The sequence below is a fragment of the Leisingera thetidis genome (assembly GCF_025857195.1).
GTDB lineage: Bacteria > Pseudomonadota > Alphaproteobacteria > Rhodobacterales > Rhodobacteraceae > Leisingera > Leisingera thetidis.
This window is the reverse complement of record NZ_CP109787.1, coordinates 2,620,426-2,642,896: the sequence shown is the minus strand read 5'-3', so window position 1 is coordinate 2,642,896 and position 22,471 is coordinate 2,620,426. Positions and strand designations below refer to the sequence as shown.

Here is a 22,471-nt window from a genome sequence, read left to right as displayed (position 1 = left end):
AGGGGTATCGGAAACGGAATTGGAAATGCCGCATCCACCCCTTTTGTTCGCATAGCGAACAGATATATGTGGGGGCCAACAGCTCAGGGAGTCAATTCCGGTGCGGATTCGTTTTGATCAGGGGCCTGCAGGTCCGGGCACATGTTTCAGCCAGCCGCTGCGCGTGATCCGCGCAGACGGCCCGGAAGGGGTGCCCGCCGCGCTGGCCGCGCTGGATCAGGCGCGCGCGGACGGGCATTGGCTGGCGGGCTATGCCACTTATGAGCTGGGCTATGCGCTGGAGGTGAAGCTGGCGGGGCGGATGCCAAGGGACCGGCGGCTGCCGCTGATCTGTTTCGGGGTTTACGCTGAACCGCTGCCGCAGAACACTGAGGGCAGCGCCCGAACCTGGGGGGGGGCGGAGCGCCCTCCCGTGGGGAGGGTCGGGCGCTGCCCGGCCTCCCGGCCGGGCGACGGCGGGCTGGGAGACCTGGCTCCCCGCTGGACCTTTGAGCGCTACGCCGAAGCGTTTGCAGAAGTGAACCGCAACATCGGCAAGGGCGACATCTATCAGGCCAACCTGACCTTCCCGATTGATGCGGAGGCTTATGGCACTGCCGAGGAGCTTTATGCCGCTTTGCAAGGCAAGCAGGCCGTGGGCCACGGCGTGCTGGTGGAACAGGACGGGCTGCCGGACCTGCTGTCGCGTTCGCCGGAGCTGTTCTTCCGCACCGCTGCGGAGGGCGTGATCGAGACCCGTCCGATGAAAGGCACCCAGCCGCGCAGCGACGATCCGGTGGAGGACGCCCGCCGCCGCGACTTCCTGCGCCAGGACGAGAAGAACCGCGCCGAAAACCTGATGATCGTCGACCTCCTGCGCAATGACATCAGCCGCGTGGCCGAGACCGGCTCGGTGCATGTGCCGGAGCTGTTTGCGGTGGAAAGCTATGCCACCGTGCATCAGATGGTGTCGCTGGTGCGTGCGAAACTGCGCCCCGACGCGGGGCTGGCGGATATTTTTGCGGCGCTGTTTCCCTGCGGCTCCATTACCGGCGCCCCCAAGATCCGGGCGATGGAGGTCCTTTCGGATCTGGAGCCCTGGGCGCGCGATATCTATTGCGGCACCATCGGCTGGGCGGCGCCGGACGGCTCCTCCGAGTTCAATGTGGCAATCCGCACCCTGATGCTGGAAGACGGCCGCGCGACGATGAACGTCGGCGGCGGCGTGGTCTGGGACAGCACCGCCGAGTCGGAATATGAGGAAGCGCTATGGAAAGCCCGGTTTGCCCGCGTGACGCCATCCAGAACGATCCCGCTTTCCGCCTGATCGAGACGCTGGGCCGGCACCCGGGCGAAGGGTTTCGGCATCTGGAGCAGCATCTGGCGCGGATGGCGCGCAGTGCAGCGGCGTTCGGCATTCCCTTTGATCCGGCGCAGGCGCGGGCGATGCTGGCAGAGGCTGTTGGCGGCACGCCGCTGCGCTGCCGCTTGACCGTGGCTGCGGACGGGCAGGCGGAGCTGGCCACCGCCCCGCTGGGCAGCACGCCGGCCGAATGGCGGCTGGGTATTGCGCAGGCACGGCTGGAGGCAGAGGATTTCTGGCTCCGGTACAAAACCACCCGGCGCGCGCTGTATGACACCGCACGGGCAGCGCTGCCGGAGGGGGTGGACGAGCTGCTGTTCCTCAACCGGCGCGGCGAGGTCTGCGAGGGCACCATCACCAATCTGTTCGTGACACGCGCGGACGGGCAGGTGGTGACGCCGCCGCTGTCCTGCGGCCTGCTGCCGGGTATCCTGCGGCAGGTGATGCTGGAGCGGAAGGAGTGCCGGGAAGCGGTGCTGGATCTGCAGGATCTGCAGGACGCGAAAGCCATCCATATAGGCAATTCCCTGCGCGGGCTGATCCCGGCAAGGCTGGTATGGCAGCGGCACTCCCGCGGACGCACGCCCCCTGGCTGACGCCAGGCGGCGCTTGCCCTTTGGGCCCGGCAGCGCGCCTGCGGCGCGCTGCGGCGGCGCCGGAACGCCGCCCGCGCCCCGCCGCAGGCGGGGCGCCAGGCCCAACGCTTTCCGCCCTGCCGCGCAGCGGCGGGGCGCGGAAGCGGCGGGAGCCTCTGCGCCGTTGCGCGCAACCGGCAAAAACAGGCATCCGGGGCGGCCGAATTTACCCAGTTTGCTTGACAACTGAGCCGCAACCTTGTGTACCACCCCGGACGAATTCCGCGCCGCTCCCCGTGCGCTTCTCCCGAATGACGGCCCGCCCGGGCGACAGACCGGTATAACGAAAGGTCAACCGATGCACGCTTACCGCAGCCATACCTGCGCCGAACTGAACAAATCCAACGTCGGTGAGACCGTCCGCCTGTCGGGCTGGGTCCACCGCGTGCGCGACCACGGCGGCCTCTTGTTCATCGACCTGCGCGACCACTACGGGATGACCCAGGTGATGGCCGACCCGGACAGCCCGGTGTTTGCCGAGATCGAGAAGGTGCGCTCTGAGTGGTGCATCCGCATCGACGGCAACGTGCTGGCCCGCAACGAAAGCCTGGTGAACCCGAAGATCCCGACCGGAGAAATCGAGGTGTTCATCCGCGATATCGAGGTGCTGGGCAAATCCGAGGAACTGCCGCTGATGGTGTTCGGCGAGCAGGAATACCCGGAGGAAACCCGCCTGCGCTACCGCTACCTGGATCTGCGCCGCGAGAAGATGCAGAAGAACATGCTGCTGCGCTCCAACATGATCCAGTCGATCCGCAAGCGCATGTGGGACATCGGCTTCAACGAATACCAGACCCCGATCATCACCGCCTCCAGCCCCGAGGGCGCGCGCGACTTCCTGGTGCCGTCGCGGCTGCACCCGGGCAAGTTCTATGCGCTGCCGCAGGCGCCGCAGCAGTTCAAGCAGCTGATGATGGTCTCGGGCTTTGACAAGTATTTCCAGATCGCGCCCTGCTTCCGCGACGAGGACCCGCGCGCCGACCGCTCGCCCACCGATTTCTATCAGTTGGACCTGGAGATGTCCTTTGTCACCCAGCAGGATGTCTTCGACACCATCCAGCCGGTGATGCAGGGCGTGTTCGAGGAATTCGGCGGCGGCCGCAAGGTTGATGCCGAATGGCCGCAGATCTCCTACAAGGATGCCGCCAAATGGTACGGCACCGACAAGCCGGACCTGCGCAACCCGATCAAAATGCAGGACTGTTCCGAGCATTTCCGCGGCTCCGGCTTTGCCATCTTCGCCAAGCTCTTGGAGCAGGACGGCACCGAAATCCGCGCCATCCCGGCGCCCACCGGCGGTTCCCGCAAGTTCTGCGACCGGATGAACAAGTTTGCGCAAGGCGAGGGCCTGCCGGGCATGGGCTATATCTTCTGGCGCGACCAGGGCGAGGGGCTGGAGGCCGCAGGCCCGCTGGCCAAGAACATCGGGCCCGAGCGCACCGAGGCGATCCGCCAGCAGCTGGGCCTGGGCGTTGGCGACGCCGCCTTCTTCCTCGGCGGCAAGCCGAAAGCGTTCGAAAGCGTTGCAGGCCGTGCCCGCACCGTCATCGGCGAGGAGCTGGGGCTGATCGAGAAAGACCGCTTTGCCTTTGCCTGGATCGTCGACTTCCCGATCTACGAGAAGGACGAGGAAACCGGCCGCATCGATTTCGAGCACAACCCGTTCTCGATGCCGCAGGGCGGCATGGACGCGCTGCTGTCCGATCCGCTGGCGGTCAAGGGCTACCAGTACGATCTGGCCTGCAACGGCTATGAGCTGGTCTCGGGCGCGATCCGGAACCACAAACCGGAAATCATGTTCAAGGCCTTCGAGATCGCCGGCTACGGCAAGGAAGAGGTCGAGAAGCGCTTTGGCGGCATGGTCAACGCCTTCCAGTACGGCGCCCCGCCGCACGGCGGCTGCGCGGCCGGCATCGACCGCATGGTGATGCTGCTGGCGGATGAGGCCAATATCCGCGAGGTCATCATGTTCCCGATGAACCAGCGCGCCGAAGACCTGATGATGTCGGCGCCAAGCGAGCCGATGAGCGAGCAGCTGATGGAGCTGGGGTTGCGGGTGATCCCGCAGGATCAATGATCCCTTCCTGAACGTTGAGACAGGCCCGGGCTGCGCCCCGGGCCTTTTCTTTGCGGCGCCGCCGGACCTTGCGCAGGCCCTCCGCAGACCCGTGGATTTGCAGGACCGGCGCTTGGCGGGCGACGGATCCGGCGGAACCGTGCGTATCACTTGAAATTCAGCTGTGGACCCTGGCGCGATGGTCTAGTCTGCAGGGAAATCAGACCGTCCAGGGAGAGCAGGGCGATGCAGTTTGACGGAGACTTGGTAGAGATCCGGTTCGGGGCAGGGCTTTCACCGCTGCAGCCGCGCCCGGCCTCTGCGGAACAGATGCTCACCCGCCTGCAGGGGGCGGATGAGATGGCGCAGCGGTTTCCGGTCAGCAGTCTTGAGGACGCGGCTGCGGGCGTCCGGGAATTCCGGCGGCTGAGCAAGGACCGCAAGCGGCAGGAAGGTCAGCGCGGCTATGAGGCCGCGGACAAGGCGTTCAAGAGCTACCGCCGCGCCCATAACCTTGCCCGTTTCGGATGGCATGGCCAGCGGCTGCTGCGCCATGTCCATGCCCGGGACGGTTTCCGGGAGCGGCTGGCGCTGTTCTGGGCCGACCACTTTACCGCCCAGGGAAAATCGCCGGCCATGCGCGTTCTGGCTGCGCCATATGCCGAAAGTGTGATCCGGCCGCATGTGGCCGGCCGTTTCGAGGACATGCTGATCGCTGCCGCCACCAGCCCGCTGATGCTGCATTACCTGGATCAGAACCGCTCGGCCGGGCCGGGCAGCCGGGTGGCGAAGCGGCGCAAGCGCCTGAGCGGGTTGAACGAGAATCTGGCGCGCGAAGTGCTGGAACTGCATACCCTGGGGGCCGGCGGGCCGTACAGCCAGGCGGATGTGCGGCAGCTGGCGGAGCTGTTCACCGGATTGACCGTGTCGCGCGAGGCGGCGTTCATCTACCGTCCCGGAATGGCGGAGCCTGGCGCGGAAACCGTGCTGGGGGAATCCTATGGCGGCGGCAAGGCGGAACTGGAGCAGGTACTGAGCGCCCTGCGCGATCTGGCGCGCCATCCCGCCACCGCACAGCATATCGCCTGGAAACTGGCGGTGCATTTCACGTCGGACACACCGGAGCCGGCGCTGATTTCGCATCTGTCGGCGCGCTATCAGGAAAGCGGCGGGGCGCTGCTGCCGGTCTATGCGGCGCTGCTGGAGCACCCTGCGGCCTGGGAGACCGATCTGCGCAACGTGAAGCCGCCATTTGATTTCGTCGCGTCCGCCTGCCGCGCACTGGCGGTGCCCGAGGCGCGGATCGCGGCGTTGCGGCCAGGGCAGATCAACCGTCTGCTGCTGGCGCCGCTGACGCCGATGGGACAGCGCTGGGAGTTTTCCGGCGGCCCGGACGGCTGGCCCGAGGAAGACGGAACCTGGATCACGCCGCAAGCCCTGGCGGCGCGGCTGCGCTGGGCGATGGCGGTACCGCGGCGCCTTGCGCAGCCGCTGCCCGACCCGCGCGTCTTTGCCTCCGCAGCATTGGGCCGGTTCGCCAATGAGCGGGTCCAATTCGCCGCAGGCGCGGCCGAAACCCAAGCGGAGGCGGTCGGGCTGATCCTGTCCTCCCCCGCCTTTCAGCGCCGCTAACAGGAGGCTTATCCGATGCAGCTGACCCGCCGTTCCCTTCTGACCCGCTCCGCCCTGCTGGGCTGTTCGCTGGCCGCCAGCCCGCTGGTCACGCCTGTCAGTTTTGCCGCGGCCCCCTGGGACACCCGCCTTGTGGTGATCATCCTGCGCGGCGGCATGGATGCGCTGGACGTGGTGCAGCCCTATGGCGATCCGGAATTTGCCGGGCTGCGGCAGAGCCTGTCCGGCGGGCCCGCGGCCGGGGCCGGCGATCTTGACGGCTTTTACGCCCTGCACCCGGCGCTGGCGCCGCTGCAGCCGCTGTGGCGCCAGGGGGAGCTTGGCTTTGTGCAGGCGGTCTCCACGCCGTACCGCGACCGGCGCAGCCACTTCGACGGCCAGGACCTGCTGGAAGCAGGCACGGCAGGGCTGGGCGAGGCCAGCGGCGGCTGGCTGAACCGCTTGCTGCAGCAGATGCCCGGAGTCGAGGCGCGCACCGCCTTTGCCATCGGCCAGGAGCGGATGCTGCTGCTGGAGGGGGCGGCACCGGTATCCCAATGGGCACCGGGCGCCGGGCTGGCGATGAGCCCGCAGGCAGAGCGTCTGGCGGGCCTGCTGATGGAGGAGGATCCGCTGTTCCACAACGCGCTGAACGAGGCGCTGGAACTGACCCGACAGGATATGTCGCTCGGCGGTCTGGACGGCGCGGAAGATGATGCCGGCGCGGGGATGATGGACCTGATGAAAGCGCCGAAGGGCGGGGCGCATACCGGGATCGCCGCCTATGCCGCGGACCAGCTGCGCGGCGACACCAGGGTCGCGGCGTTTTCCATCAACGGCTGGGATACCCATTTCCGCCAGGCCAGCGGCCTGAAGGCGGCGCTGGGGCGGCTGGCGGAGACGATACTGGAACTGCGCCAGGGGGTGGGGCCGGACATCTGGGGCCGCACCGCGGTGGCGGCAGTGACCGAGTTCGGGCGCACGGCGCGGGAGAATGGCACGGGCGGCACCGATCATGGCACCGGCGGGGCGATGCTGCTGGCAGGCGGTGCGATCCGCGGCGGCCGGGTGCTGGGGCGCTGGCCGGGGCTGGCGGAGGCCGACCTTTACGACCGCCGCGACCTGAAGCCGACCGGGGATGTGCGCAGTTACCTTGCCTGGCTGCTGCACGGGGTGTCAGGGGCGGGGACCGCTGCCTTGCAGGCGAATGTCTTTCCCGGGCTCGACATGGGCGGCGATCCGGGCCTGCTGCTGTAGCCGCGGCGCCGCGTCTGCGCGGGCGCGCGGGGGGCGCAGGGGCCGCGGCAGACGCCGGGCAGCGGCGGTGCGGGCGGCTGTCAGCCCTGGCGCCGCGGCGGGTAGAGGATCAGCGGGCGGTTTCCGGCCCCGTTGCGGCTGCGGCGGATTTCACGCGCTTCCAGCCGGGTCTGGCCGTACAGGACGATGACCAGCGTGGCGACGGCGATCAGGAAGGATTCGACCATGTCAGATAGCCGCGCGGCGCTCGAGCCGCTCCTGCACCAGGCCGGCCAGCGCGGCGGCATCCCGGGTCAGCGGTTTGCCCTTCTGGCGGGCCCGGTCGAGGCGGTCGGCGGCCTCGGCCAGCGGATTGTCTCCGGCGCTGCGGGCGACGCCGCCCAGGAACTGCGCCAGATAGGCCAGGGTTTTGTCTTCCTGTCCCATGCTCAGCACATCGGCAGCATGCGCCATGTCGTCCCGGTAGGCGAGGAAATCCGGTTCCACCGTTTCGTCGTCCAGCGCCCGCGGGCCGGACAGCTGGCGCCCGGCCGGCAGGTGCGTCAGGATCAGCTGCTGGAAAGCCGCCAGGGATGTGATCGGCTTGTTCAGGAAATCCGCGGCACCGGCGTCAAGCGCGGCCTCAGCCAGCGCCGGATCGCCCGAGGTGGCAAGGATCACGCCGGGGCGCGGGCTGGCCTCTGCCAGCTCGCGGATCAGGTCGAGGCCGGAGCCGTCCGGCAGCCCGACATCGGCAATGAGAACGGACGGGCGGTAGACCTGCAGGTGGCGGCGGGCGGATTTCAGACAGTCGGCCCGGCGGATGCGGGCGCCGCTGCGCAGGCACAGAAGGCGCAGCGCCTCGCAGGCAAAGCGGCTGTCCTCCACCACCAGAATGGTCAGCCCCAGCAGCGGGCGCCGGGTGGTGGGCAGGCGTTGAGCGGCAGCAAACAGTTCCGAATCGTCCATAACGCATCCTCCTTGCGGGATATGGTCAGACGCTAGGAAGTCGAGGCTAATACCCGGTTAACGGCGCGCGCGCCGCCGTGCAGCCGGCCCCCGTGCGCAATGGCGCACTTGCCGCGGCGCAGCGTCCATCCCATAACCGGGGCTGAGGAATGATTGTGAGAGGAGCACAGCAAAGATGATTGGCCGTTTGAACCATGTTGCGATTGCCGTCCCCGACCTGGAGGCGGCTTCGGCCCAGTACCGCAACGCGCTGGGCGCCAAGGTGGGGGCGCCGCAGGACGAGCCGGACCACGGGGTGACCGTCGTCTTCATCGAACTGCCCAACACCAAGATCGAGCTGCTGTATCCCCTGGGGGACAACTCGCCGATCAACGGCTTTCTGGAGAAGAACCCGGCGGGCGGCATCCACCATGTCTGCTATGAGGTGGAGGACATCCTGGCGGCGCGCGACCACCTGCAGGCGCAGGGCGCACGGGTGCTGGGCAGCGGCGAGCCGAAAATCGGCGCCCACGGCAAGCCGGTGCTGTTTTTGCACCCGAAGGATTTCAACGGCTGCCTGGTGGAACTCGAACAGGTTTGAGGCTATGAGCACCCTGCCCCCGCAGCGGGGCAGGGCAAATCAAGGAGGCCGGTGCCATGGGTATCACATCAGCGATCGTGCTTTATGCAGTGATCTGGTTCATGACCTTTCTGGTGATCATCCCGATCCGGCTGGAAACCCAGGGCGACAGGGGCGACGTGGTGCCGGGCACCCATGCCGGCGCGCCGGAGCGGCATTTCCTGAAGCAGAAGGCCTGGATCACCACCGGCGTGGCTGCGGTGATCTGGGCCATCGTTGCCGGGATCATCTTTTCCGGGGTGATCTCGGTACGGGATTTCGACTGGATGGGGATGCTGCCCGAACGGCAGTGAGCCCGAAGCAGCAGGTGCATCACAGACAGGAAGTCTCCCGCCCGGCGGGGATGCAGGGTTGCATCCGCGCCCGTTGGGCGCGGCGCCGCGCTGGCGCGCGGCGCGGTTGCGGCCGGCCCTGGCGGGCCGGAGCCTGCGCAGCTGCCCTGATGCAGATGCAGGAACAGTCCTGCTGAGTAGCGCTTGAGGGGGCAGGCCTGCCCCTCAAGGCGCCTTTTCCATTGCGGCCCGGCTTTGGCCGGGGCTGCGCCTATCTGCGGGCCAGCGCGTGGTAGAGGTGGGTGAAGGTGGCAGCCCCCAGGATCGGAATCACCAGGTTGACCAGCGGCACCGACAGCGGCATCGCCATCAGGGTTCCGGCGGCCCAGATGGTGCCGGCATGGCGGCGGCGCAGCTTCTTGGCCTCAGCGGTGCCCACCCGGCGGGCGGCGGCGAGGGTGAAGTATTCCCGCCCCAGCAGGAAGCCGTTCAGCCCCCAGAAGATGAACAGCGCCGCGGGCGGGAACAGCACATAGAGGAACAGCGCCAGGATGTTGGCGGCAATCAGCAGGCCGAGGAAGTTCACCGTGTCCCTGACCGCATCCCAGAACGGCACCTTGGCCGCCGGGGGCAGGGCGGGATAATGCTTGTCCTCCACCGCCTGAGCGACTTCCTCGAGGAACATCGAGGTGATGGCCGAGGCCACCGGCACCATCAGGAACACCGACAGCACCAGCATGAAGAACAGCGAGCCGATCGACAGCAGATCGTCGAGCCAGGTGACTTCGCCCAGCAGCGGCAGCGTGGCCTCGGGGCCGACCAGCCATTGGATCAGCATCAGGAAGCCCGCATAGGCGGTGATCAGCAGCGCCACGGTCAGCCCCAGTCCCAGGAACAGCACCTTGCGGAAACGCGGGTCGCCGGTCTGGCCGAGGGTCTTGAAAAAGGCGGTGAAGATCATTCGCTCATCCAGGTTGTGATTGCGTCGGGGTCCGGGCGCGGGCGTTCGGGCGGGGCGGAGCTTTCGGTGGCGATATGGATGATGCCGGCGATGCGCTCGTTATCCGCAAGATCGAAGGCCGCGGTGCAGAAGCCGCGGTCGTGGCTGACCCAGCCGGTCAGCCAGTTGGCGCCCCAGCCGGCCGCCAGAGCGGCATTCAGCAGCGCCAGGCAGGCAGCGCCGGCCGAATAGGTCTGCTCCAAGGGCGGGATCTTGGGGCTGTCCCTTTGCACCTCCACCACCACCACGGCAAGCTGGCCCAGGTCGAACTGGCCGCGGCCCTTGGCGATGTCCTCAGGGCTTTTGCCGAGGCGGGCGCCGGCCTCTTCGGTCAGGGCGGCCAGCCGGGCCATGGCGGGCTGCTCGGCCACGATGAAGCGCCAGGGCTCCAGCTTGCCGTGATCGGGGGTCCGGGCGGCGGCGGTCAGGATCGGCCGCAGCTCCTCGCGCGACGGCGCGGGCGCCACCAGCGTCTTGGCCGGGCGCGAGCGGCGGGTCAGCAGGAACTCCAGGGCTGCTTCATTGCGTGCAGGCATATGTGAAACCTTTTTACATTTGGTGCTGCCAATTTCGGCAGCCGTTGCTGTTTTTTCAAGGGCCGCCTGGCTTTGCGCGCTGCATCTGTGCTGCGCAGGCAGCGGGCGGCGGGGCTGGGTTTCGCTGTTCGGGTGATAGCCGGGCCGCAAGGACAAAGTCTATGGCTATTGCCGCCCGCACGGGGCATGTCTGCGGCATGGGAAAGCCGAAGACGAAAGACCTGCCGGATTTGAGCCATCTGTGCGTGCCGGGGGCGGAAATCGCCGTGCGGGCCACCCCCAAGGCTGCGCGCAACGCCATTGCGGCGGCGGAGGGCGTGCTCAAGGTCCGGATCACCGCGGCGCCGGAACACGGCAAGGCCAATGAGGCCGTCCGCCAGCTGCTGGCGATGGCGATGGGGACGGCGGTGTCCAATCTGGAACTGCGCCGCGGAGCAGCCTCCCGCGACAAGCTTTTTGTCTATCTGGGTCCGGCCTGAGGCCTAGTCATCCCCGGGCACCAGCCGGTAGACGCCCTCGGGCAGGTCCAGCGCTGCGGCCAGGTCCCGGACCTGCAGGTGCGACAGGGTGATTTTCTGCACGCTGTCGGTGCGCGGGTCGTATTGTTCGACCGTGACGCATTCGGCAAAGGAATTGATGGTCACATCCTCGTTGAGCGGGTGTCCGTCCTCGTCAACAAGGGTGATGACCGTCGAGTCGAATTCATGTTCGATGGTAAACATGACCCCAGCCTGCACTCTGGCCCGGCTGCTGGCAAGGCCTTGCAATTGCAGACTATCATTCCAATGCAGCGGCAAAGTTCCGCCGCCGCGCGATTGCACTCCGCCAGTGTTGCGCGATAAAGTGGCGGCGAACCGCAAAAGGAGCCGCCATGCGCCGTTTTCTGTGTCTGTTTGCCCTTGCTGCCAGTGCCTGCAACATGGTGGTCGAACCCGCGCAGCAGCCTGTCCCCGCCGCACAGAGGCAGCAGGTGCCGGGGATGGCCCCGGGCGAGGCGCGCGATGCCTTTGCCACCGTCTCGCGCCGGGTGGAGCCGGTGGCGGAGCGCGAATGCCGCCAGCGCACCCAGGGGCTGAACTGCGATTTCCTGATCCGCATCGACCCGAATCCGAATGCGGCGCCCAACGCCTATCAGAGCCTGGACCGCTCCGGCCGGCCGGTGATCACCTTCACCCAGCGGATGCTGGGGCAGATTGCCAACCAGGATGAGCTGGCCTTTGTGATGTCGCATGAGGCGGCGCACCACATCCGCGGCCACCTGGCGCGGCAGGCGCAGAATTCGGCGCTGGTGAGCGTCGGCGCCGGGCTGATCACCGCGCTGGCGGGCGGCGGCCAGGCGACGGTGACCACGGCGCAGGATATCGGCGGCTTTGTCGGCGCGCGCACCTATTCCAAGGATTTCGAGCTGGAGGCGGATGAACTGGGCACCATCATCACCTACCAGTCCGGCTACCGGCCCAGCATCGGCGTGCGCTTCTTCAACCGGCTGCCGGATCCGGGCGACCGTTTCCTCGGCACCCACCCGGCCAACCCGGACCGGGTGCGGGTGGTGCAATCCACGATCGACCGCCACGGGCTGAACTGACCGTGGCCGCCAAGGAGCAGGCGGCTGCGGCGCTGCACAGGCTCGGCGTGGTGCTGACCGACCGCGGCTCGCGCTATGCGGTGACCGGTGCGCCGGTCACCACGCGCGAGGAGGTCGACGCGGTGCTGGCGGAGCTGAAAACAGACCGGGCCTATGCCAAGGCGACCCACAACACCTGGGCGGCGATGCTGCCCGCGGGCGGGCTCAAGGCCGACGACGGCGAGTCCGGGGCCGGCATGGTGATTCTGCGGATGATGGAGCGCGAGGGCCTGAAGGATCACGTCATCATCGTCACCCGCTGGTATGGCGGCAAGAAGCTGGGCGGCGACCGATTCCGCCGGGTGCAGGACGCGGTGCGCGCCTATCTCGGCCACCTGGGCGGGAAATCCGCATAAATCCTGTCCCGTTTGACCTGTGTCAAATCCGCACCATCGCGCCGCGGCTAAGCTGCACTTGGGATAAATGATTCCGGGGAGTGCGCGATGACCACCCAAGCCGACCTGAAAAAACACGCCGAGCTGTTCGACCGGATGGCCGCAACCGTAGGCCTGGACCTGGAGGAAGAAGCGGTGGCCGGCACCCTGCGGTTTGACGAGATTGCCGAGGCGGTGCTGCGCTGCTCGCGCTGCGGCGGCGTCGGTGCCTGCCGCAAATGGCTCGCCGAAGGGCAGCGGCCGGGGGCAGATGCCCCGGATTTCTGCCGCAACCGCGACCTGCTCGGCTACCTGAACGAGCAGCAGGCCTGACGTGCCCTGGCCGCGCGAGGGAGATCACGGCATGCAGCCATTGGGGGACCCGCTCTATCATCTGCGGCTGATGGCCCGGATGGGTCGGACCGTCGGCGCCGACCTGAACGGCGCCTTTGCCGCCGGGGAGATCCGCCACCGGGACTGGGCGGCAATGATCACCCGCTGCCGCGGCTGCACGTCGCCGGAACAGTGCGAGGCCTTCCTGGCCGCGCATGAGCACGCCGAAGCCCCGATGCCAGGCTGCCGCAATGCCGCCGCGCTGATGCAATTGAAGGGCCGCAGCTGATGAAAGACATGGCAGCGGAGGCTGAGGACCTCGGCAATATCTACCGGCACTTGTGGCTGCTGCGGGCGGTGGCGGAGGCGGCGGGCGCGGACCTGGACCAGGCGGTGCGCAGCGGGCGGCTCAGCGGGCTGGACTACGCCCGGTTGGTGACGTCCTGCCGCGGCGCGGGCTGCAGCAAGTCCTGCGCCCTGTGGCTCTCCTCCCGCCGCGGCGGCGGCCCCGCAGTGCCGGACTTCTGCCCCAACGCGGATGTGTTCAAGCGGCTGATGCCCTGAGGCGGGGCAGCCGCCGGTCTGTGCGTCCGGGCGCTGCGGCCTGGCCGTTCAAAGTTTGGAATGGGTGCCGTCGCACAGGGGTTTCCTGCCGGAGTGCTTGCAGCCGCAGAAGAACACCTTGCCGTCCTTCTGCGCGGTGTATTTCACCGGTTCGAAGTCCGTGTCTTTGTGCGAGCCATCGCAGAACGGCTGCCGCGAGGACTTGCCGCAGGCGCACCAGAAATAGGACTTCCCCTCCTTCACCTCGACGGGGAAGGGGGCTTTCTGCGCGATTTGAGGTTCTGGCGTGGTGTCATTCGGCATGGCTGGGGCTCTCCCTGGCTGGTTGCGGCGCCGGACCGGTGCAATACCGGTCCAGCGGCAGTGAACAGGCAGTCTTGGCCGCTGCCTGCACATACGTGTTCTGCAGACTTATTTCTTTTGGATGACAAAGTGCTTCAGCACATTCTCCTTGATCTCCCAGGTGCCCTTGAAGCCGGCTTCGATGACAAAGGCGTCGCCCGGACCCACTTCACCGGGTTCTTCGCCTTCGGCGGTGATGACGATGCGGCCTTCGATCATATGCACAAATTCCCAGTCGTCATAGGTGGCGTGATAGGTGCCCGGCGTTGCCTCCCACCAGCCGCTGATCAGGCTTTCATCCTCCGAGGAATATTCGATCCAGGTTCTCATGGAAGGGCTGCCAGCGGTCTTGGTCCAGCCGGGAAGGTCATCCGGAATCGGCTCCACCGACCGGTCGGGCAGCTTGGTAAATGCTGGTCTGTTCACGGTATTCTCCACTGTTGAGGTGATTTTTCGGGTGTTTGTTTTCCTGTGGTGAAAGAAATATAACCCAAAGTGGCGGCCTTGCAATGACATGCTGACGGCCCGCAGACGAAAAAGGCGGAGCCTTGCCGGCCCCGCCTTCGGAATTCAAATGTGCTGCTGAGGCGGGCTCAGGCGGGCAGCCGCCCCCACAGATCGTATTCGCCGGCCTCGTCCACCTCGACTGTCACCAGGTCGCCTGTCTGCAGCCCTTCGGTGCCGTCGTCGATGAACAGGTTGCCGTCGATTTCCGGCGCGTCGGCCTTGGTGCGGCAGGTGGCGATGCCGTCCTCGTCGATGTCGTCCACGATCACCTGCAGGGTCTGGCCGACTTTGGCCTCAAGCTTGGCCTCGGAAATCGCCTGCGCCTTCTCCATGAACCGCTCCCAGCGCTCCTGCTTCACTTCTTCGGGCACGTGGTCCGGCAGATCGTTGGAGCGCGCGCCAGCGACGTTTTCGTATTTGAAGCAGCCGACCCGGTCCAGCTGGGCCTCGTCCATCCAGTCCAGCAGGTGCTGGAACTCGGCCTCGGTCTCGCCCGGGAAGCCGACGATGAAAGTGGAGCGCAGGGTGATATCCGGGCAGGTTGCGCGCCAGGCGCGGATCTCGTCCAGCGTCTTCGCCGCCGCCGCGGGCCGTGCCATGCGGCGCAGCACATCCGGATGGGCGTGCTGGAAGGGGATGTCGAGATAGGGCAGCAGCGCGTTGTCCGGGTCCGCCATCAGCGGGATCAGCTCGCGCACATGCGGGTAGGGATAGACATAGTGCAGCCGCACCCACAGCTCATCTGCGGGTGCCAGCCTGCCCAGCTCGCGGCTGAGGTCCTGGATATGGCTGCGCACGTCTTCGCCCTTCCACGGGTGCGCGGAATACTTGCGGTCGAGACCGTAGGCGGAGGTGTCCTGGCTGATCACCAGCAGCTCGCGCACCCCGGCCTCGACCAGCTTTTCCGCCTCGCGCAGCACTGCGTGGACGGGACGCGACGCCAGCAGCCCGCGCATGTCGGGGATGATGCAGAACTTGCACTTGTGGTTGCAGCCCTCGGAAATCTTCAGGTAGCTGAAGTGCCGCGGGGTCAGCTTGACGCCCGCCGCGGGCAAGAGGTCCACGTAAGGGTTGGGGCTGGGCGGCACCGCGGAATGCACCGCGTCCAGCACCTGTTCGTACTGGTGCGGGCCGGTGACGGCGTGGATGCGCGGGTGATGCTCGCGGATGTAATCGGGCTCGGCGCCCAGGCAGCCGGTGACGATCACCTTGCCGTTTTCCTTCAGCGCCTCGCCGATGGCCTCCAGGCTTTCCGCCTTGGCGCTGTCGAGGAAGCCGCAGGTGTTGACGATCACCGCATCGGCGCCCGCGTAGTCGGGCGAGATGCCGTAGCCTTCGGCGCGCAGCCGGGTCAGGATGCGTTCGGAGTCCACCAGCGCCTTGGGGCAGCCGAGCGAGACCATGCCGAGAGTCGGCTGGCCGTCACGGGGGGTGTCGCGGAACTGCGGTTCCGGGGCAAGGTCGGGGCGGAGGCTGGGCGGGTTGCTGGTCATGCGCGCGCATATAGCGTGGCTGAACCGTCTTTCCTAGGCCCTGTGATGCATTGCACCTATGTGCGCAGACGCTAAGCTGGGGAAAAGACCCTTGGTGGAACGGGGGACACGGCATGAGGAATGGGCTGATGAAGCTGATAATCCGGGTTGCAACGGCACTGGTGCTGACTGTTGTTGTGCTTGCGGGGCTGCTGCTGCTGCTGCCGGGCGAGAAAATTGCGCGGCTGGCGGCCGATCAGCTGGAAACGCAGACGGGGCGCAAACTGGAGATCGGCGGCAAGGTGCGGTTCACCTTCTGGCCGACGCTGGGGGTCAAGGCGGATGCGGTGACGCTTTCGAACGCTGACTGGGCCGGGCCGGAGCCGATGCTGCGGGCCGAGCGTCTGACCATCGGGGTGGCGGCCTCGGACCTGCTGCAGGGCAATGTGCGGGTCACAGAAGTGTCGGCCATTCTGCCGCACCTCGATCTCGCCACCCGCGAGGACGGCACCGGCAACTGGGTCTTTGGCAGCAGCACCGCAGCGCAGGCCGGCACGGGCACGGGCCGCAGCGCAGTGCCGCTCAGGATCGAAGCGGTTGAGCTGACCGGGGCCTCGCTGCGGTACAGGGCGCATGGCGAGGCGCCGGTGGAACTGAAGAATATCGACCTCAGCCTGCTGTGGCCGGACCCTGCCGGCACGGTGAACGCCAAGGTGACCCTGCGCCCGGCCGGCGAGCCGGTGAGGGTTGATGCGGAGATCGGCACCTTTGCGGCGTTTCTGGCCGGCGACGTGTCCTCGGTCGGGGCAACGGTGGCGGCACCGGGCGGCAAGGGACGGTTCGACGGCCATGCGGCTATCAGCGGCGAGGCCGGCGGACGGCTGACCTTCGGCAGCGAGAACGCGCTGCAAACAGGTGTTGCGCTTGGGGTGTTCCTGCCGGATGCGCTGGCGCAGAAGGCCGTTTTCGGCGCCGATGTGACCTATACCGCGGACGGGCGGCTGTCGATGCGGGATCTGGCGGTTGAACTGGGCGGCAACAGGCTGACCGGTGCGGCAGACGTCGAAGTCAGGAAACGCCCGAAAATCACCGCGCAGCTGCAGGGCGGTGCGCTGGATTTCTCTGCTTTTGCCGCCAGCACGGGCAGCGGCGGGGCCGGGGCGGGGGCCGGCGGATGGTCTGAAGAAGCCATCGATGCGGCGGCGCTGGGACTGGCAAATGCGGTGGTCGATCTGTCCTTTGACAGCCTCAGGACCGGCAGCGTCAACATGGGGCCAAGCAAGCTGACCCTGACCATCAAGCGCAAGCGGGCTGTGCTGCAATTCCTCCCGGCCTCGATGTTCGGCGGAGAGGTGAAGGGGCAGCTTGTGGCCAACAACCGCGATGGCCTGTCGGTGGGCGGCAAGCTCAGTTTCAACGGCATCCGGCTGGAGCGCGCCCTGGGCGAGACCGCAGGCTACAGCCGCCTCAACGGCGAGGCGCTGGGCGAGGTGGAGTTTCTCGGGTCGGGCAAATCGGTGGATGCGATCATGCGCTCGCTGAGCGGAAAAGGCTGGCTGGAAGCGGGCAAGGGGTTTTTCACCGGCTTTGATTTGGAGCGGCTGATGCGCTCGGGCGGCAATGGCGGCAGCACCGTGTTCGACCGGCTGACGGCGAGCTATACCATCGAGGGCGGCAGCCTCGGAAATCAGGACCTGCTGGTGCTGCTGAAAGGGTTTCGCGCGGACGGCAAGGGCCGGATCGGCCTCGGCGCGCGGGATCTGGACTACCTGTTCACGCCGCAGCTGGTGCGGGCAGGCAGCGATCAGGTGCTGACCATTCCGGTCCGCATTACCGGCCCCTGGGACGATCCGCATATCCGCCCGGACCTGAGCCAGGCGCTGCAGACGCGGGTGGACGAGGTGGAGCAAAGCGCCAAGGACCGGGTGCGCCAGAAACTCAGCGAGGAGCTGAACCTGAACACGGACACCGCCCCGGCGCAGGATCTGAACGACGCGCTGAGACAGCGGATCGAGCAGGAAGCGCGGGATCAGCTGCTGAAGCTGCTCGGCGGCAACTGACCGCCCCGGCCTGTCCTTGACGCGGCCGCGCAGGCGCCTTGCACTGGAACTGGCGCATGCAAGGGCAGACCTGCCATTGCATCGCGTCTCAGCCAAAAGAAAAGCGCCCGCCGGAGGCGGGCGCGGATCGCCTGCGCAGCAGGCGAAATCCCTTTGGGTCCGGGGATCAGATGGTCTGGTCGTAGTCGCCGACCAGCGGTTCGGTGCGGATCACCGCGTCGATATCCGCGAAAATCGCGCGCATCTCGGCTTCGCTTTGCGAGCTTTCGCAGACCACCACCAGGTTCGGCGTGTTGGACGACGCCCGCACCAGCCCCCAGGAGCCGTTGTCCAAGATCACCCGCGCACCGTTCACGGTGACGACCTCCTTGATGGCGCGGCCTGCGAATTCCTCGCCCGCCTCATGCTTGGCCGCCAGTTTCTGCACCAGCCGCTCCAGCACGGTGTATTTCTCGGTGTCGGCGCAATGGGGCGACATGGTCGGGGTCGACCAGGTCTTGGGCAGCGCCTTGCGCAGGTCCGACATCGACTGGTCCGGGTTGCGGTCCAGCATCTTGCAGATCTCGACCGCGACGCGCATGCCGCAGTCGTAGCCGCGGCCGACAGGTTCGGCCAGGAAGTAGTGGCCGGATTTCTCGAACCCGGCCAGCGCGCCGATTTCCTTCACCCGCCGCTTCATGTGGCTGTGGCCGGTCTTCCAGTAGTCGGCGGTGACGCCGTTCTTCTGCAGCTCCGGATCGGAGGCAAACAGGCCGGTCGATTTCACATCCGCCACAAAGGTGGCATTCGGATAGATCTTGCTGAGGTCGCGGGCCATGATCACGCCGACCTTGTCGGCAAAGATCTCCTCGCCCTCGTCATCCACCACGCCGCAGCGGTCGCCGTCGCCGTCAAAACCCAGCGCCAGGTCGGCGCCCGAGGCTTTCACCGATGCCGACATGTCGTGCAGCATCTCCATCGCTTCGGGGTTGGGGTTGTAATGCGGGAAGGTATAGTCGAGCCGGTTGTGGCTTTCGACCACCTCGACGCCCATGCGGGCAAACAGCTCCGGCGCAAAGGCGGAGGCGGTGCCGTTGCCGGTGGCGCAGACCACTTTCAGCGGGCGGGACATTTTGAAATCGCCCACCAGATCGTCGAGATAGGCTTCCTTGACGCCGTCCACGAATTCGTAGGAGCCACCGGGCGCGGGCCGGCCTTCGCCGTTCAGCACGATGTCGCGCAGCTCTGCCATCTCGTCCGGGCCGTGGGTCAGCGGGCGGTCAAAGCCCATCTTGACGCCGGTCCAGCCGTTCGGGTTGTGGCTGGCGGTGACCATGGCGACCGCGGGCACATCGAGGTGGAACTGGGCGAAATAGGCCATCGGCGATAGCGCCGGGCCGATGTCCTTGACCTGAATGCCCGCCTGCATCAGGCCGAGGATCAGCGCATTCTTGATCGCCAGCGAGTAGTCGCGGTAGTCGTTGCCGACCGCGATCACCGGCGCGATGCCGCGCTTGCGCATCTGGGTGCCGAGGCCGAGGCCCAAGGCGGTCATGCCGGGGAGGTTGATTTCCTCCGGGTATTTCCAGCGTGCGTCATATTCGCGGAAGCCCGTGGGCGTGATCATCGCGTCGCGCAGAAAGCTCCAGGTGTTCGGGGTCACCTCGGACAGCGGTTTGGTCATGTCTGAAATCTCTTGCTTGGGTCAAATACGGATGGGGTCGGCCTTGGCCAGCGCATCAAAGCGCATCAGGCTGCCGATCAGCTGCGGCATCTGGTCGAGATAGATCATGTTCGGCCCGTCGGACGGCGCGTTGTCCGGGTCCTGATGGGTCTCGATGAACACCGCCGAAATGCCCAGCGACACCGCCGCGCGCGCCATCAGCGGCGCAAATTCGCGCTGGCCGCCGGTGGAGCCGCCCTTGCCGCCGGGCTGCTGCACCGAATGGGTGGCATCCATCACCACCGGGTAGCCGCCCTGCGCCATCTGCGGCAGCGCGCGCATGTCGGCGACAAGCGTGTTGTAGCCGAAGGAGGTGCCGCGCTCGGTCAGCAGGATGTTGGTGTTGCCGGTGCTTTCCACCTTGGCAACCACATTGGCCATGTCCCAGGGCGCCAGGAACTGGCCCTTCTTGATGTTGACCGCCTTGCCGGTGCGCCCTGCTGCCAGCAGCATGTCGGTCTGGCGGCACAGGAAGGCCGGGATCTGCAGGATGTCGACAGCCTCGGCCGCGGCGGCGCATTGCGCCTCGGTGTGGACGTCGGTCAGCACCGGCACATCGAACTCGCGGCGGATCCCGTCCAGAACCTTCAGCCCCTCGTCAATGCCGAGCCCGCGCACGCCGGACAGCGAGGTGCGGTTGGCCTTGTCGTAGGAGGCCTTGAACACGAATTGGGCGCCGGCCTTTTCGCAGGCGTCCTTGAGGGCGCCGGCAATCATCCGGGCGTGGTCCGCGGTTTCCAGCTGGCAGGGGCCGGCAATGATGGTCAGCGGACAATCATTGCCGAGGGTGAGGCCGGCGATATCGATGTTTTTCATGAGCTTCCGATAGCGTTATGATGAGACCTGTTCCCGCAGGATCGATGCGGTGAGCGAGCACATCAGGTAAATACCGGAAAAGATCAGGAAAGCCAAAACGGTATTCTCGAACTTGCGCGGGTATGACGGTTCCTCGCTCGGCACCGGCTCCACCGCGGTGGTCAGGTAGCGGACCTGGCGGTTGGCCTCCAGACGGGTGGTTTCCACTTGCTGCAAAGCCGATTGCAGCATCAGGTCGCGGGTGGCGAGGTCGGCCTGGGCCATCTGGATCTGGATCCGCAGGTTGGCCAGCGAGTTTTCGCCGGCCGAGGCATCCACCATCCGGTTGTTGAGGCTTTCGATCACCGTTTCCAGCCGCCGGATGTCGGCCTCGGCGCCGGACACCTTGGCCCGGTTGGGGCGCGCGTTGTCCTGCAGGGCGGCCAGTTCCAGCCGCTTTTCCTCCAGCTGGATTTCAAAGGTGCTGATCTGCTGACGCAGCGAGGCCACGACGCCTTCGGGATCCAGAACAGCACCCTGCTGCTGCAGCACCACCAGCCGTTCCTGGGCGGCGCGGCGCTGCACCTCGGCATCGGTCAGGGCAGAGGCGGCTTCGGCCATCTGATCGGCGCGTTTCTGCTGCGAGAGGTTGTTCACCTTCTCCTGGGCATAGGAAATCAGCTTGCGCGAAAACTCCGCCGCGGCTGCGGGATCGGCGGCGGAGACTTCCATCCGCACAACCCCTTCCGTCGGGTCGTAGCCGATCTTCACGTTGCGGGTGTAGGTGGCGTAGGCCTGTTCGTTGGTCGGGTCGCTTTCCAGGCGCTGGATCGGGTCCAGCCAGGCCTGGGTGAAATGCGCCTTGAAGCCGGCCTCGCGGTCCAGCCGCAGCATCGCCTCCTTGGACATCAGGTAGCTTTGCACTGCGATCGAGTCCTGGCTGGTGGCGAATTGGGTGCCGGACAGAAGCCCGCCCATGCCGCCGGCCGCGCTGTCGGCCTTGAGCACCAGGAACTCCGATTTGGAGGAATACATCGGCGTCGCCGCGGAATAGAAGTAATACCCGGCGGCCAGCGTCGGCAGCAGCACGAAGAACACCAGCCGCGCCGCCAGCAGCGTCAGTCGGCGGCGGCGGCGGCGGGCGATATCGCGCTGGATCTGCTGAATTTCGCGGTTGCGCCGCTCGGCCGGGCTGAGCTCGGTCGAGGGCAGGGTGGTCTTGGCGGCAGGCACCGTCTGCGGCAGCTGGACTGCGCCCGGCGCCGCCGGGGTGCCGACGGGCTGCGCCTTGTTCTGCGGCACCACCAGTTCCAGCATGTTGGCGCGCTTGAACGGGTCGATGCCGCGTTCGCGCAGCATCCGCACGGCTTCAAAATCCGATGTGGCTGCCAGGTTCTGCTTTTGCGCCATCCGGCGGGCCAGACGCAGCTGGCGGCCGGTCAGGCCTTCGCGGCGGATCGTGTCGATATCGGTTTCCAGCTTGGTTTCACGGGCGGAGCTGACCATGCCGGACATCGGCGGGCCGCCGGGAGTGCTGCCGGCCGGAGCCCCGGGGGCGGCCGCAGCCTGAGCCGGGGATGCGGCGGCGGCCTGAGCCGGGGATGCGGCGGCGGTTTGGGCGGTCTGGGGCTGCGGCTGCGCCGACGCGCCCGCCGGCTGCGGCGGGGCCTCGGCTTCGGCGGTTCCGGCGGCCGCAGGGCTGCGCCGGATGCGGAACTTCTTAGCTCTCGGTTTCATAGTCATAGAGCTGTTTCGCTTCTTCCAAAGTGTCAAACATGTGCAGCTGGCCCTGCAGAAGGACGGCAGCTGAACGGGCAAATTTTTCCAGCGTCTTGGCCTGGTGCGAGACGATGATGATGGTGGTGGTCTGCAGCCGCTCCTGCAGGATCTCGCCGGCCTTGCGGTTGAACTCCACATCCGTGGTGCTGGGCATGCCTTCGTCGATCAGGTAGATATCGAAATCCAGCGCCAGCATCAGCGAGAAGCTGAACCGCGCCCGCATGCCCGAGGAGTAGGTGCCGATCGGCTGGTCGAAATACTCCTGCAGGCCGCACAGCCAGCGGCAATAAGCCTCCACATAGTCCGGGTCCAGCCCGTAGAGCTTGGCAATATAGCGGCTGTTTTCCATCGCCGACAGGCGGCTGATCACGCCGCCCATGAAGCCCAGCGGGAAAGAGATCTTGCAATTGCGGCGGATTTCGCCCTCATCCGGTTTTTCCAGCCCGGCCATCATGTTGATCAGCGTGGTCTTGCCGGTGCCGTTCGGGGCCAGCACGCCCAGCGATTTGCCCGCCTCGACGCGGAACGACACGCGGTCAAGGATCACCTTGCGCTGGGTTCCCGTCCAGAAGGACTTGCTGACGTTTTCAAACTCAAGCATCGCTTGTCCCGGTGCTGCCCATGCGGCCCTGCGGCGGGCTCG

At 66.8% G+C, this 22,471-nt stretch carries 26 protein-coding genes; 14 read left to right on the top strand and 12 right to left on the bottom strand.

From position 1 onward, the window contains the following. Positions 1-100: 100 nt before the first annotated feature. The 5 genes from OKQ63_RS12680 (at position 101) to OKQ63_RS12660 (ending at position 6,901) form a co-directional block, all read left to right on the top strand. Positions 101-1,306 (top strand): aminodeoxychorismate synthase component I, encoded by a 1,206-nt coding sequence (locus tag OKQ63_RS12680; protein ID WP_264210440.1) that lies wholly within the window; start codon positions 101-103, stop codon positions 1,304-1,306. Continuing rightward, positions 1,249-1,938 (top strand): aminotransferase class IV family protein, encoded by a 690-nt coding sequence (locus tag OKQ63_RS12675; protein WP_264210439.1) that lies wholly within the window; start codon positions 1,249-1,251, stop codon positions 1,936-1,938. The genes OKQ63_RS12680 and OKQ63_RS12675 overlap by 58 nt, the downstream gene beginning before the upstream one ends. Before the next feature lie 337 nt (positions 1,939-2,275). Continuing rightward, entirely contained in the window at positions 2,276-4,054 is a 1,779-nt protein-coding gene (gene aspS, locus OKQ63_RS12670) for an aspartate--tRNA ligase (protein ID WP_264210438.1), read from the top strand. Positions 4,055-4,279: 225 nt separating this feature from the next. Then, on the top strand, positions 4,280-5,665 hold the full coding sequence (locus OKQ63_RS12665) for a DUF1800 domain-containing protein (protein ID WP_264210437.1): 1,386 nt from the start codon (positions 4,280-4,282) through the stop codon (positions 5,663-5,665). A gap of 15 nt (positions 5,666-5,680) precedes the next feature. Then, positions 5,681-6,901: a DUF1501 domain-containing protein gene (locus OKQ63_RS12660; RefSeq protein ID WP_264210436.1), complete on the top strand. Its 1,221-nt coding sequence runs from the start codon at positions 5,681-5,683 to the stop codon at positions 6,899-6,901. A gap of 80 nt (positions 6,902-6,981) precedes the next feature. Here OKQ63_RS12660 and OKQ63_RS12655 read toward each other — a convergent pair whose 3' ends face one another. After that, a complete protein-coding gene (locus tag OKQ63_RS12655) occupies positions 6,982-7,128 on the bottom strand; it encodes a hypothetical protein (protein ID WP_264210435.1) in 147 nt (48 codons plus the stop codon). Position 7,129: 1 nt separating this feature from the next. Further along, the gene (locus OKQ63_RS12650; protein WP_264210434.1) at positions 7,130-7,849 is read right to left on the bottom strand and encodes a response regulator; all 720 of its coding nucleotides are present in this window, start codon (positions 7,847-7,849) and stop codon (positions 7,130-7,132) included. A gap of 175 nt (positions 7,850-8,024) precedes the next feature. Here OKQ63_RS12650 and mce point away from each other — a divergent pair, with 175 nt between their 5' ends. After that, positions 8,025-8,429 (top strand): methylmalonyl-CoA epimerase, encoded by a 405-nt coding sequence (gene mce, locus OKQ63_RS12645; RefSeq protein ID WP_264210433.1) that lies wholly within the window; start codon positions 8,025-8,027, stop codon positions 8,427-8,429. 56 nt (positions 8,430-8,485) lie between these two features. Further along, the gene (locus OKQ63_RS12640; protein WP_264210432.1) at positions 8,486-8,761 is read left to right on the top strand and encodes a DUF1467 family protein; all 276 of its coding nucleotides are present in this window, start codon (positions 8,486-8,488) and stop codon (positions 8,759-8,761) included. 250 nt (positions 8,762-9,011) lie between these two features. On the opposite strand, the gene OKQ63_RS12635 is transcribed toward OKQ63_RS12640, so the two are convergent. Continuing rightward, positions 9,012-9,701 (bottom strand): EI24 domain-containing protein, encoded by a 690-nt coding sequence (locus OKQ63_RS12635; RefSeq protein ID WP_264210431.1) that lies wholly within the window; start codon positions 9,699-9,701, stop codon positions 9,012-9,014. Further along, positions 9,698-10,276: a nitroreductase family protein gene (locus tag OKQ63_RS12630; RefSeq protein WP_264210430.1), complete on the bottom strand. Its 579-nt coding sequence runs from the start codon at positions 10,274-10,276 to the stop codon at positions 9,698-9,700. The genes OKQ63_RS12635 and OKQ63_RS12630 overlap by 4 nt, the downstream gene beginning before the upstream one ends. A gap of 197 nt (positions 10,277-10,473) precedes the next feature. On the opposite strand from OKQ63_RS12630, the gene OKQ63_RS12625 reads away from it, so the two are divergent. Then, entirely contained in the window at positions 10,474-10,755 is a 282-nt protein-coding gene (locus OKQ63_RS12625) for a DUF167 domain-containing protein (protein ID WP_264213917.1), read from the top strand. A 3-nt stretch (positions 10,756-10,758) separates the two neighbouring features. Here the strand turns inward: OKQ63_RS12625 and OKQ63_RS12620 are convergent, their stop codons facing one another. Next, complete coding sequence (locus OKQ63_RS12620) at positions 10,759-10,998, bottom strand: DUF8831 family protein (RefSeq protein WP_264210429.1); 240 nt, start codon at positions 10,996-10,998, stop codon at positions 10,759-10,761. A gap of 149 nt (positions 10,999-11,147) precedes the next feature. Here OKQ63_RS12620 and OKQ63_RS12615 point away from each other — a divergent pair, with 149 nt between their 5' ends. The 5 genes from OKQ63_RS12615 (at position 11,148) to OKQ63_RS12595 (ending at position 13,171) form a co-directional block, all read left to right on the top strand. Further along, a complete protein-coding gene (locus OKQ63_RS12615) occupies positions 11,148-11,861 on the top strand; it encodes a M48 family metalloprotease (protein WP_264210428.1) in 714 nt (237 codons plus the stop codon). 2 nt (positions 11,862-11,863) lie between these two features. After that, a complete protein-coding gene (locus OKQ63_RS12610; protein WP_264210427.1) occupies positions 11,864-12,256 on the top strand; it encodes a YigZ family protein in 393 nt (130 codons plus the stop codon). 87 nt (positions 12,257-12,343) lie between these two features. Further along, positions 12,344-12,607: a DUF6455 family protein gene (locus OKQ63_RS12605; protein ID WP_264210426.1), complete on the top strand. Its 264-nt coding sequence runs from the start codon at positions 12,344-12,346 to the stop codon at positions 12,605-12,607. Between the two features lie 31 nt (positions 12,608-12,638). After that, a complete protein-coding gene (locus OKQ63_RS12600; protein WP_264210425.1) occupies positions 12,639-12,896 on the top strand; it encodes a DUF6455 family protein in 258 nt (85 codons plus the stop codon). After that, positions 12,896-13,171 (top strand): DUF6455 family protein, encoded by a 276-nt coding sequence (locus OKQ63_RS12595; RefSeq protein ID WP_264210424.1) that lies wholly within the window; start codon positions 12,896-12,898, stop codon positions 13,169-13,171. Before OKQ63_RS12600 ends, OKQ63_RS12595 begins: the two co-directional genes overlap by 1 nt. 48 nt (positions 13,172-13,219) lie before the next feature. On the opposite strand, the gene OKQ63_RS12590 is transcribed toward OKQ63_RS12595, so the two are convergent. The 3 genes from OKQ63_RS12590 to rimO form a co-directional block, all read right to left on the bottom strand. Continuing rightward, positions 13,220-13,474, bottom strand: coding sequence for a CDGSH iron-sulfur domain-containing protein (locus OKQ63_RS12590; protein ID WP_264210423.1), 255 nt, complete (start codon positions 13,472-13,474; stop codon positions 13,220-13,222). Positions 13,475-13,582: 108 nt separating this feature from the next. Beyond that, positions 13,583-13,939, bottom strand: coding sequence for a cupin domain-containing protein (locus OKQ63_RS12585; protein ID WP_264210422.1), 357 nt, complete (start codon positions 13,937-13,939; stop codon positions 13,583-13,585). 167 nt (positions 13,940-14,106) lie between these two features. Beyond that, on the bottom strand, positions 14,107-15,513 hold the full coding sequence (gene rimO, locus OKQ63_RS12580; RefSeq protein ID WP_264210421.1) for a 30S ribosomal protein S12 methylthiotransferase RimO: 1,407 nt from the start codon (positions 15,511-15,513) through the stop codon (positions 14,107-14,109). Between the two features lie 128 nt (positions 15,514-15,641). Between rimO and OKQ63_RS12575 the strand changes: the two genes are divergently transcribed. Next, complete coding sequence (locus OKQ63_RS12575) at positions 15,642-17,552, top strand: AsmA family protein (protein WP_264210420.1); 1,911 nt, start codon at positions 15,642-15,644, stop codon at positions 17,550-17,552. 166 nt (positions 17,553-17,718) lie between these two features. Here the strand turns inward: OKQ63_RS12575 and OKQ63_RS12570 are convergent, their stop codons facing one another. The 4 genes from OKQ63_RS12570 to OKQ63_RS12555 are packed head-to-tail and all read right to left on the bottom strand — an operon-like array spanning position 17,719 to position 22,429. Then, a complete protein-coding gene (locus OKQ63_RS12570) occupies positions 17,719-19,215 on the bottom strand; it encodes a phosphomannomutase/phosphoglucomutase (protein ID WP_264210419.1) in 1,497 nt (498 codons plus the stop codon). 21 nt (positions 19,216-19,236) lie between these two features. Beyond that, a complete protein-coding gene (gene kdsA, locus OKQ63_RS12565; protein WP_264210418.1) occupies positions 19,237-20,070 on the bottom strand; it encodes a 3-deoxy-8-phosphooctulonate synthase in 834 nt (277 codons plus the stop codon). A 15-nt stretch (positions 20,071-20,085) separates the two neighbouring features. Continuing rightward, on the bottom strand, positions 20,086-21,792 hold the full coding sequence (locus tag OKQ63_RS12560; RefSeq protein ID WP_264210417.1) for a KpsE/RkpR family capsule polysaccharide export protein: 1,707 nt from the start codon (positions 21,790-21,792) through the stop codon (positions 20,086-20,088). Then, positions 21,770-22,429: an ABC transporter ATP-binding protein gene (locus OKQ63_RS12555; RefSeq protein ID WP_264210416.1), complete on the bottom strand. Its 660-nt coding sequence runs from the start codon at positions 22,427-22,429 to the stop codon at positions 21,770-21,772. The genes OKQ63_RS12560 and OKQ63_RS12555 overlap by 23 nt, the downstream gene beginning before the upstream one ends. Positions 22,430-22,471: the final 42 nt, after the last annotated feature.

Excerpts from the sequence above, each read along its gene's own strand:
- OKQ63_RS12675 (WP_264210439.1), top strand. The coding sequence starts at position 1,249 with ATGGAAAGCCCGGTTTGCCCGCGTGACGCCATCCAGAACGATCCCGCT.
- aspS (WP_264210438.1), top strand. The coding sequence starts at position 2,276 with ATGCACGCTTACCGCAGCCATACCTGCGCCGAACTGAACAAATCCAAC.
- OKQ63_RS12665 (WP_264210437.1), top strand. The coding sequence starts at position 4,280 with ATGCAGTTTGACGGAGACTTGGTAGAGATCCGGTTCGGGGCAGGGCTT.
- OKQ63_RS12660 (WP_264210436.1), top strand. The coding sequence starts at position 5,681 with ATGCAGCTGACCCGCCGTTCCCTTCTGACCCGCTCCGCCCTGCTGGGC.
- OKQ63_RS12655 (WP_264210435.1), bottom strand. The coding sequence starts at position 7,128 with ATGGTCGAATCCTTCCTGATCGCCGTCGCCACGCTGGTCATCGTCCTG.
- OKQ63_RS12650 (WP_264210434.1), bottom strand. The coding sequence starts at position 7,849 with ATGGACGATTCGGAACTGTTTGCTGCCGCTCAACGCCTGCCCACCACC.
- mce (WP_264210433.1), top strand. The coding sequence starts at position 8,025 with ATGATTGGCCGTTTGAACCATGTTGCGATTGCCGTCCCCGACCTGGAG.
- OKQ63_RS12640 (WP_264210432.1), top strand. The coding sequence starts at position 8,486 with ATGGGTATCACATCAGCGATCGTGCTTTATGCAGTGATCTGGTTCATG.
- OKQ63_RS12635 (WP_264210431.1), bottom strand. The coding sequence starts at position 9,701 with ATGATCTTCACCGCCTTTTTCAAGACCCTCGGCCAGACCGGCGACCCG.
- OKQ63_RS12630 (WP_264210430.1), bottom strand. The coding sequence starts at position 10,276 with ATGCCTGCACGCAATGAAGCAGCCCTGGAGTTCCTGCTGACCCGCCGC.
- OKQ63_RS12625 (WP_264213917.1), top strand. The coding sequence starts at position 10,474 with ATGGGAAAGCCGAAGACGAAAGACCTGCCGGATTTGAGCCATCTGTGC.
- OKQ63_RS12620 (WP_264210429.1), bottom strand. The coding sequence starts at position 10,998 with ATGTTTACCATCGAACATGAATTCGACTCGACGGTCATCACCCTTGTT.
- OKQ63_RS12615 (WP_264210428.1), top strand. The coding sequence starts at position 11,148 with ATGCGCCGTTTTCTGTGTCTGTTTGCCCTTGCTGCCAGTGCCTGCAAC.
- OKQ63_RS12605 (WP_264210426.1), top strand. The coding sequence starts at position 12,344 with ATGACCACCCAAGCCGACCTGAAAAAACACGCCGAGCTGTTCGACCGG.
- OKQ63_RS12600 (WP_264210425.1), top strand. The coding sequence starts at position 12,639 with ATGCAGCCATTGGGGGACCCGCTCTATCATCTGCGGCTGATGGCCCGG.
- OKQ63_RS12595 (WP_264210424.1), top strand. The coding sequence starts at position 12,896 with ATGAAAGACATGGCAGCGGAGGCTGAGGACCTCGGCAATATCTACCGG.
- OKQ63_RS12590 (WP_264210423.1), bottom strand. The coding sequence starts at position 13,474 with ATGCCGAATGACACCACGCCAGAACCTCAAATCGCGCAGAAAGCCCCC.
- rimO (WP_264210421.1), bottom strand. The coding sequence starts at position 15,513 with ATGACCAGCAACCCGCCCAGCCTCCGCCCCGACCTTGCCCCGGAACCG.
- OKQ63_RS12575 (WP_264210420.1), top strand. The coding sequence starts at position 15,642 with ATGAAGCTGATAATCCGGGTTGCAACGGCACTGGTGCTGACTGTTGTT.
- OKQ63_RS12570 (WP_264210419.1), bottom strand. The coding sequence starts at position 19,215 with ATGACCAAACCGCTGTCCGAGGTGACCCCGAACACCTGGAGCTTTCTG.
- kdsA (WP_264210418.1), bottom strand. The coding sequence starts at position 20,070 with ATGAAAAACATCGATATCGCCGGCCTCACCCTCGGCAATGATTGTCCG.
- OKQ63_RS12560 (WP_264210417.1), bottom strand. The coding sequence starts at position 21,792 with ATGACTATGAAACCGAGAGCTAAGAAGTTCCGCATCCGGCGCAGCCCT.
- OKQ63_RS12555 (WP_264210416.1), bottom strand. The coding sequence starts at position 22,429 with ATGCTTGAGTTTGAAAACGTCAGCAAGTCCTTCTGGACGGGAACCCAG.